General features: G+C 61.9%; 8 protein-coding genes. 3 read left to right on the top strand and 5 right to left on the bottom strand.

Features of this window, described 5'->3' with window-relative positions; all coding sequences use genetic code 11:
- Positions 1 to 210 precede the first annotated feature (210 nt).
- Positions 211 to 372 (top strand): hypothetical protein, encoded by a 162-nt coding sequence (locus BAUR9175_RS19480; RefSeq protein ID WP_180959291.1) that lies wholly within the window; start codon positions 211 to 213, stop codon positions 370 to 372.
- A 150-nt stretch (positions 373 to 522) separates the two neighbouring features.
- Here the strand turns inward: BAUR9175_RS19480 and BAUR9175_RS20020 are convergent, their stop codons facing one another.
- Both BAUR9175_RS20020 and istB read right to left on the bottom strand, forming a co-directional pair.
- On the bottom strand, positions 523 to 771 hold the full coding sequence (locus BAUR9175_RS20020) for an AraC family transcriptional regulator (protein WP_170934011.1): 249 nt from the start codon (positions 769 to 771) through the stop codon (positions 523 to 525).
- Between the two features lie 147 nt (positions 772 to 918).
- Positions 919 to 1,698 (bottom strand): IS21-like element helper ATPase IstB, encoded by a 780-nt coding sequence (istB, locus tag BAUR9175_RS18830; protein ID WP_096157928.1) that lies wholly within the window; start codon positions 1,696 to 1,698, stop codon positions 919 to 921.
- On the opposite strand from istB, the gene BAUR9175_RS20015 reads away from it, so the two are divergent.
- Both BAUR9175_RS20015 and BAUR9175_RS18820 read left to right on the top strand, forming a co-directional pair.
- Positions 1,598 to 1,993 carry a helix-turn-helix domain-containing protein gene (locus tag BAUR9175_RS20015; protein WP_096157927.1) on the top strand — a complete coding sequence of 132 codons (396 nt, stop codon included), beginning with the start codon at positions 1,598 to 1,600 and terminating at the stop codon, positions 1,991 to 1,993. The two genes, istB and BAUR9175_RS20015, sit on opposite strands and share 101 nt — an antisense overlap.
- A 138-nt stretch (positions 1,994 to 2,131) precedes the next feature.
- Positions 2,132 to 2,689, top strand: a complete 558-nt coding sequence (locus tag BAUR9175_RS18820; RefSeq protein ID WP_096157926.1) for a hypothetical protein — start codon at positions 2,132 to 2,134, stop codon at positions 2,687 to 2,689.
- A 156-nt stretch (positions 2,690 to 2,845) separates the two neighbouring features.
- Here BAUR9175_RS18820 and BAUR9175_RS18815 read toward each other — a convergent pair whose 3' ends face one another.
- From BAUR9175_RS18815 to BAUR9175_RS18800, 3 genes are all read right to left on the bottom strand, one after another.
- The gene (locus BAUR9175_RS18815) at positions 2,846 to 3,880 is read right to left on the bottom strand and encodes a hypothetical protein (RefSeq protein WP_101584956.1); all 1,035 of its coding nucleotides are present in this window, start codon (positions 3,878 to 3,880) and stop codon (positions 2,846 to 2,848) included.
- Between the two features lie 440 nt (positions 3,881 to 4,320).
- A complete protein-coding gene (locus tag BAUR9175_RS18805; RefSeq protein WP_170934010.1) occupies positions 4,321 to 4,659 on the bottom strand; it encodes a helix-turn-helix domain-containing protein in 339 nt (112 codons plus the stop codon).
- Positions 4,656 to 5,774, bottom strand: a complete 1,119-nt coding sequence (locus tag BAUR9175_RS18800) for a tyrosine-type recombinase/integrase (RefSeq protein WP_087053551.1) — start codon at positions 5,772 to 5,774, stop codon at positions 4,656 to 4,658. Before BAUR9175_RS18800 ends, BAUR9175_RS18805 begins: the two co-directional genes overlap by 4 nt.
- Positions 5,775 to 6,523 lie beyond the last annotated feature (749 nt).

The following is a 6,523-nucleotide window of genomic DNA, read 5'->3' as shown; positions in this document are numbered from 1 at the left end:
AGGGTTCCTTTCACTTGTCACGACTTCGATGTCGTGGGTGAAAGCAATCCTCCATGAGTGCTACCAGGTTCTTACATAGCTGCTACCACTTCGTTACACGTTCGCTACCGGAAGGCCCTTCCAAACACCAAGAACGCGCTCTTCTATCTCAGCCTCGCCACTGCGCTCGCTGGGGCAGCACCACTCACACTCGTTGCATACGGGACCTGGATGTTCACCATTGTGCTCGTCTGGGATGTCATCATTGCGGTCGCCCTCGGATCCCGCAGAGCCCTCGCCCGGTTGGCACGCGTCGTGCCCTGGCTCACGAAGATAGCTGGAGGCTTCCTCATCCTTTTCGGCATTGCCCTGATCGTGGCTGTCGTGCAATAACGCAACGATTCGCCAAGCCGAGGTAAGTTCGTGCTTCCACTGCGGTAAAAGGCCGCAAAAACTCAGCGAGCTACTCCATTTCGCTGGTCGAATGCCCGCGACGCAACTGCAGGATCAGTCCATCCCACCGCCGCCACAGCCTCTGCAACCTCAAGTCTTGTGGTTGCGAGAACCTGCGCGAAGCTGGCGAAGCAACGCCGCCGCTGAGACGCCGATCTGGGTACGAAACAAACGCGTCAACTGAGAGCTTGACAACGCCGCAGCACTGGCCAGATCAGCAATCTGCCATCCACGGTCTAGGGTTGCGTTCAATAAGGAAATCGCGGCGACAATCTCGCGGCTTGGCGAGACTCCAGGATATACGGTGTACTCACAACGTTCTGTGGCTTGACCGCTCATCCGACCCGCCCCGTCGAATACCTCCGCTGAGAGAGCATGAATCAGCCGAGAATCGAACTGCGAAGGCATAACGCGCAGACTGTCAAGGGCCAGTTCCAGGTCCCCAGTTTTGGCCAAGTAGAAGTCCCCACCCTCTGTCATGGTTGATCAGTGGGGTAGGTGTTCACCTCCTTGTCGGGCTCGGGCTTGTCGCATGAGGTAGGACTGGCCGCTGGTGACCACGGTGGTGGCGTGGTGCAGTAGCCGGTCGAGCATGGACACGGCGGTGGTGTGTTCGGGCAAGAACCGTCCCCAGTCTTCGAAGGAGTGGTGGGAGGCGATGCCCAGGGAGCGGCGTTCGTAAGCGGCGGCCACGAACCGGAAGAGCAACTGGGCCCCGGTGTCGTCCAACGGGGCGAATCCGATCTCATCGACCAGCACCAGGTCGTTGCGTAGCAGCGTCTCGATGGCCTTGCCAACGGTGTTGTCGGCCAGGTGTCGGTAGAGGGTATCGACCAGGTCAGCGGCGGTGACGTAGCGCACCCGGTGCCCGGCGACCACGGCCGCGTGCCCCAGTGCGATGAGGGTGTGGGACTTACCTGTGCCGGCCGGTCCGATCAGCGCTAAGTTCTCCTTGGCCCCCACCCACTCCAGGCTGCTCAGGTAGGCCCACGTCGGTGCCGGGATCGCCGAGGCGCCCAGGTCGAACTCCTCGATCGTCTGGAGCACCGGGAAGGCGGCGGCCTTGCGCCGGGCTCGCTCGTTGGAGGCATCGCGGGCGGCGACCTCAGCCTCCACCAGGGCTCGCAGCACCTCCTCGGGGCTCCACCGCTGGGTCTTGGCGGTGATGAGCAACTCAGGGGCGAGTTGGCGCATCGCGGCCAGTTTCAGCCGGCGTAGCCCGGCGGTCAGGTCCGCCGCCAATACCGGAGCAGTGGCGGGGCTCATGAGGACACCCTCCCTGCGGTGGTGGGGGCGTGCTCCGCCAGCGACCGCCCGGTGGCCGTGGGCAGGTCGATCACCGGCGGCATTCCTTCGTCAACTCCGCGCCGACCGGATGGCTGAACTTCTCGCGACCACCAGCCTCACGGTAGGCGAGATCGGTGCGGCCGTGGGTTGGCGCGATGCGGCGGTCGCGCCGCGATCTTTCAAGCAGCGGTACGGAGTAGCTCCACGCATCTACGCAAGCTCATGCCGGAGATATGCTGCCAAGTCTGCAACTCCGCTACAGCCAGTTCCATGAGGGCCTGTTCGAGGATCGACGACCCGACAAGGGTGTTAGTGGCGGGTCAGCACTATTCATGGCGGGATTCGTTCTGCTCTCACGTCTCTAAAGACTCGCTCGATATGCTGGTTGAATACAGCGAGCCGAAGGAGCATCGTGGGCCGAAAAGAGCGGTTGGCGTCACGCGAGCGCCTTCAGCGAATTCGACTTCTGAGTTCTGAACTCGACACGCTCCGTAACGCAGCGATCGAACGCACTCGGTCAATCGACACGAAGTCCTCGTTTGTCGTTGTCGCCGCCGGAGTGCTTGCGGGGGCAACCTTCACAGGCTTAGTCGATGCCCGATCGTGGTACCTCGGGTTAGTGCCGTTCGCGCTCACTGTCGCAACGATCATTGCCGCGGCGGTCTCGCTCTGGCCGTCGACGATTGACTCGCCTTCCGGCCGATTCCTTGTCACTCGATGGGTTAATGCTTCTGAGCGTATGGAAGCGATGGAGGACTACATCCTCGAAGTGAAGGTACGCGAAATCGAGAAACGAAACTCGAAGAATGAGAAACGCGCAAAGGCAACCAAGTCGGCGTTCGTGCTCTTGGTAAGTGGCGTAGTGACTGCGCTGCTTGTCGCTGGTATCAATGCATCTGTCCTGAGAGGAGACCCAACCAATGGCCAGACCAACCCCGTCCACACCCCCTCCGCCCCCGGAACGCCCTGACGTCGAAGAAGCCTTTGAGACACTGACTCACGGTGACGATTCTGTGGAGAAGAAAAATGGCTGACGACAAGAATCCAACACCGCGGCCCGACGTCGAGGAAGCCTTCACGGAACTGACCGAGGCCGCGAAGCCGAGGCCGACACCTCCGTCCAAGCCTAAGGACTGAGTTTGCCTCTGTCGTTTCTCTCGCGGATATAGCCGCCCCAGTCTCGAGCCGCGAGGCCTGCCCATGCTCGTGCGGCGGTCTGAGAGATTCCGAGTGTTTGGGCGAGGATCGTGTGCGGCACCTCAGCTGAGAGGCCAAACATGGCTGCATGCCGGGCTTGGTGGGGTGGGATGCCGAGTTCGACAAGCTGGCCTCGGATGTTCTCGGTGGCTATCGGACGGCCGGGGATTCCGCCTGGGAAGAGCCAGCCGTTGTCGAGAGAAGCGTAGGAGGCGTTGACTCGGTGTGTGAGCTGTTGTCGGATGAGCATGCCCAAGGGTTCGGGCATCTCGACCGGGGTTTCGCGGAATGTGACGAGCACAGGGCCTCGTTGTGGCGCGGTTACTTGCTCGGTGCGGAGGTCGTAGGCTCGGGTGAGGGGCTGCGCGAAGAGCAGGATGAAGAGGCCGATGATGCGGGTGTAAAGCCGGATCGAGTCGTCGCGCAGGAGGGTGCCGATATGACGCCAGCGGTCGGCATCTCCCATCGTGACATGCGCTTGGCTGGGGTTCGGGTTCTTCACGGAGATACGGTTGTTGATCCCAGTGCGGTTTATCCAAGTGATGAACGGGTGCAGCATCATCGACATTGACATCACTTGGGTGGAGAGGTAGAGCTCGAGTCGGTGCTGAGTAACCTCAAGGATCGTCGTCTGTTTGTGCTCGAGCCATGCCAACAGGTCGATCGAGCGGTTCAGGCGTTGCCGCGCGCCCTCGGCCATCGCTTTGGTGAGCCTGCCCTGGTCGGCGGCTGTGCGCAATCGACGGAGAATAACCCAGCGTGCGAACTGGTCGATGGTCTGTCGGTGCATCGCGCTGATGCCCGCGACACGGTCGATAAGCCAAGGCCCAATGCGCTCGATCAGTGGTTCGTAGGGTTCGAGGACCTCAAGCGCGACAAGGAGATCGCGCAGGTAGTTGTGTGCGCGATCCATCGGCCGTCGGGCGAAGGTGTCGTGGGAGATGTTCACTTCGCCAGAGGCCATCTGACGGAGAAGGGTAGGGCCGTGACCGGGCGGTCGTTGCAACCAGGTAATCGCGTTCTGCGGCCGATGCGACCCCACGAGCGCGTCGAAGACTGGCCGAAGACGTTCGTGGATCTCTCCGGTGCGGGGATCAAGCAGCAGCACATGGAGGCGTTCGCTCAGAACGCAGGAAGCGCAACGACGAACCCCATAGGGCTGATCTTGACGACCACACTTCTCACAGACGAACACGGGCGGCTTCCCCGCGCAGTCGGCACAAATCAACTGTGCAGGTGCGGTCACTGAGAGGTAGGGCAAGGGGCGAAACTGGCTGCAGCCTGGGCAGCGGGCGGGGTGATAAGCGAGGTAGCGACAGCAGTTCTGACAGATCTTTCCCTCTGGTAACTCGAATGATCCGGTCAGTCGCTCGCATCGGATGCAGACCGGTGCCCGGCGTGCATTCACTCGTCGACGCCGTCGGGCCTGCGGATCACCGCCCGGATCGGACGGATGGATCCGATCTTCGGGCCGCCCTCGTTGTGCGTGCCGGTGCGGGCCGCCCGCTGCTCGGCGACGACCGGCACGATGAGATCGTTCGGGGTGCAGCCCAATGCGTCGCAGAGCGCGACGAGTACCTCGGTGTTCAGGCGCTGCGGGGTCTTCGTCACGAGCCGGTAGACGTGCTCTCGGGTCAGGTGAATGCCGCGTTCTTCCAATAGCGGCATCAGTTCGCTGGTCTGGAACATGCCACGGTCGGCCATGACCTGCCGCAGATTCCACTGCATCTGGATCGTCCTCATGATGGGCTCGCCTCCTCTTCGGTTCGGTAGACCCTGGCAAGAGCGGCCTGCAGGGTCTTGTTCTTGAAGTCGTTGGACACCGAGGTGTAAATCGCGGTCGTCGACCCCCAACGGTGCCCGACCTGTTCGGTGACGAAGTGCTCCGGGTAGCCGAACTCGATCAGATGGGTCACATACGAGTGCCGCAGGCAATGCAGGGTCAAGTGCTCTTCAAGGCCGATCTCGCTGCGTGTGTCGGCGAAGAGTTCATCGACGTGGCGGACACTGACCCGGCTGCGCCGCTCGGTCAGCCAGAGTGCGGCCTGGTTGCCCGCCTCGAACAGGGGCAGCCCCTCTTCGACCCATTGCCGCAGACCATTGACGGCCCAATCGAACTCGGGAACAGCGAGAACCGTGCGGCGCCTCGGCAATGAGCCTTTCATCGCTTTCCCGAACCGCACATGGATCGACCCATAGGTGCCCCAAGCTCGCATGTGCGGGTTCGGACGCAGATCGGGCAAGTCCAGGCGCACGAGCTCGTTGCGCCTGAGCCCGAACCCATAGGTCGTCTTGATCATCGTCGCGTCGCGCCACGCGGCAAGCGACCCTTTCCGGCCGAGGCGCACGATCTGCTCGATCCGTGTATCGAGCCAGTCGAAGAGATCCTGCAACTCCCGATACGTCAGAGGGCGACGTTGCGGTCTGCCCTCGTACTCGTTCAGGTGCGCGACCGTGTTCCATTCATTGCACACCTGCACCGGGAATGTGCCGAAGCGATCCTGACATTGTACGGGCCATTCGTAGCGTGCATCGGTGACGTAGTCGCAGAACATGCGCAACGTGAGGTGGTAGCCGCGAATCGTCGATACGGCGAGTCGATCCGCGCCGCACGTCAGCGACACCGTAAAGTCCTCCATATCGCCCGGTGTCCACTCCCACGGATACTGCTCGGTGAAGTCCTGAAAGCGCCGGATGAGCCGCTCACGATCCCGCAAGGTCGATTGGCCGAGCTGACGCGAGAGCTGCTGCCGGGTCCAGCCTGCGACCATTGCCTCGAACACGGCCGCTCGCTCGTTCAGATGCGCCACCCCGGGTACCAGCATCAGCCGCGCTGAACCAGGGAACTCGCCGACCATGCACCACCCCCGGTCGTTACCTAAATCTCACGATGTGACTTTTACGGTAAAAAAACCGAAGAGGTGCAATCGGCGCAAGGGTTGTCGATCGAGTCGATCGACAACGTCGCGGTCAACACTGGTCTGGGATGTGACTTCTGATGCAATAAATCCCGCTCAACCGTTGATTGCCGATCGTGTGTGGGAGATCTTGAGCACTGGGAATCAGGGAAACTCGGCGGGCTCCTCAAATGGCACGAAGCGGTGAAATCGGCAGACTCTGCTCGCATCGACACGAGGCTCGTGTGGGCACGCGGTTCTGCGGATGGCCCCGTACCTGCTGGGTGATCCTGTTCGTCGCACACGGCGGCGAACAGACCCCGAACAGCAGGGAGCCCCCGTCATGCCAGACCCCACACCGCCGCCCGCCGAGCGCCTGACCGAACTACCCGCGCCCGTGTTCGCCGATGACCGGGCGACGCTCTACCTCGGGGACGCAGTCGAACTCCTCCCGCTCCTACCCACGGCCAGTATTGACGCGCTCGTGACCGACCCTCCGTACGGGTTGAGCTTCAACGGGCAGTCCTGTGAATCGCCCCGGGGATAATAGAGGCAGGGAGATTGGAAGAAGGAGATTCTCTCATGCCAGTGAAATACACCGACGAACTCAAGGCTCGCGCCGTCGAACTCGTCATCCATGCTCAAGCTGACCCCGAGACAGCGAACGGGGCAATCACCCGCGTCGCGAACGAGCTCGGGCTCAGCAAGGA

Origin of the sequence: Brevibacterium aurantiacum, from assembly GCF_900169065.1 — a bacterium.
Lineage (GTDB): Bacteria > Actinomycetota > Actinomycetes > Actinomycetales > Brevibacteriaceae > Brevibacterium > Brevibacterium aurantiacum.
The sequence above is the reverse complement of the archived record's forward strand: the minus strand, read 5'-3'. Positions and strand labels throughout refer to the sequence as shown.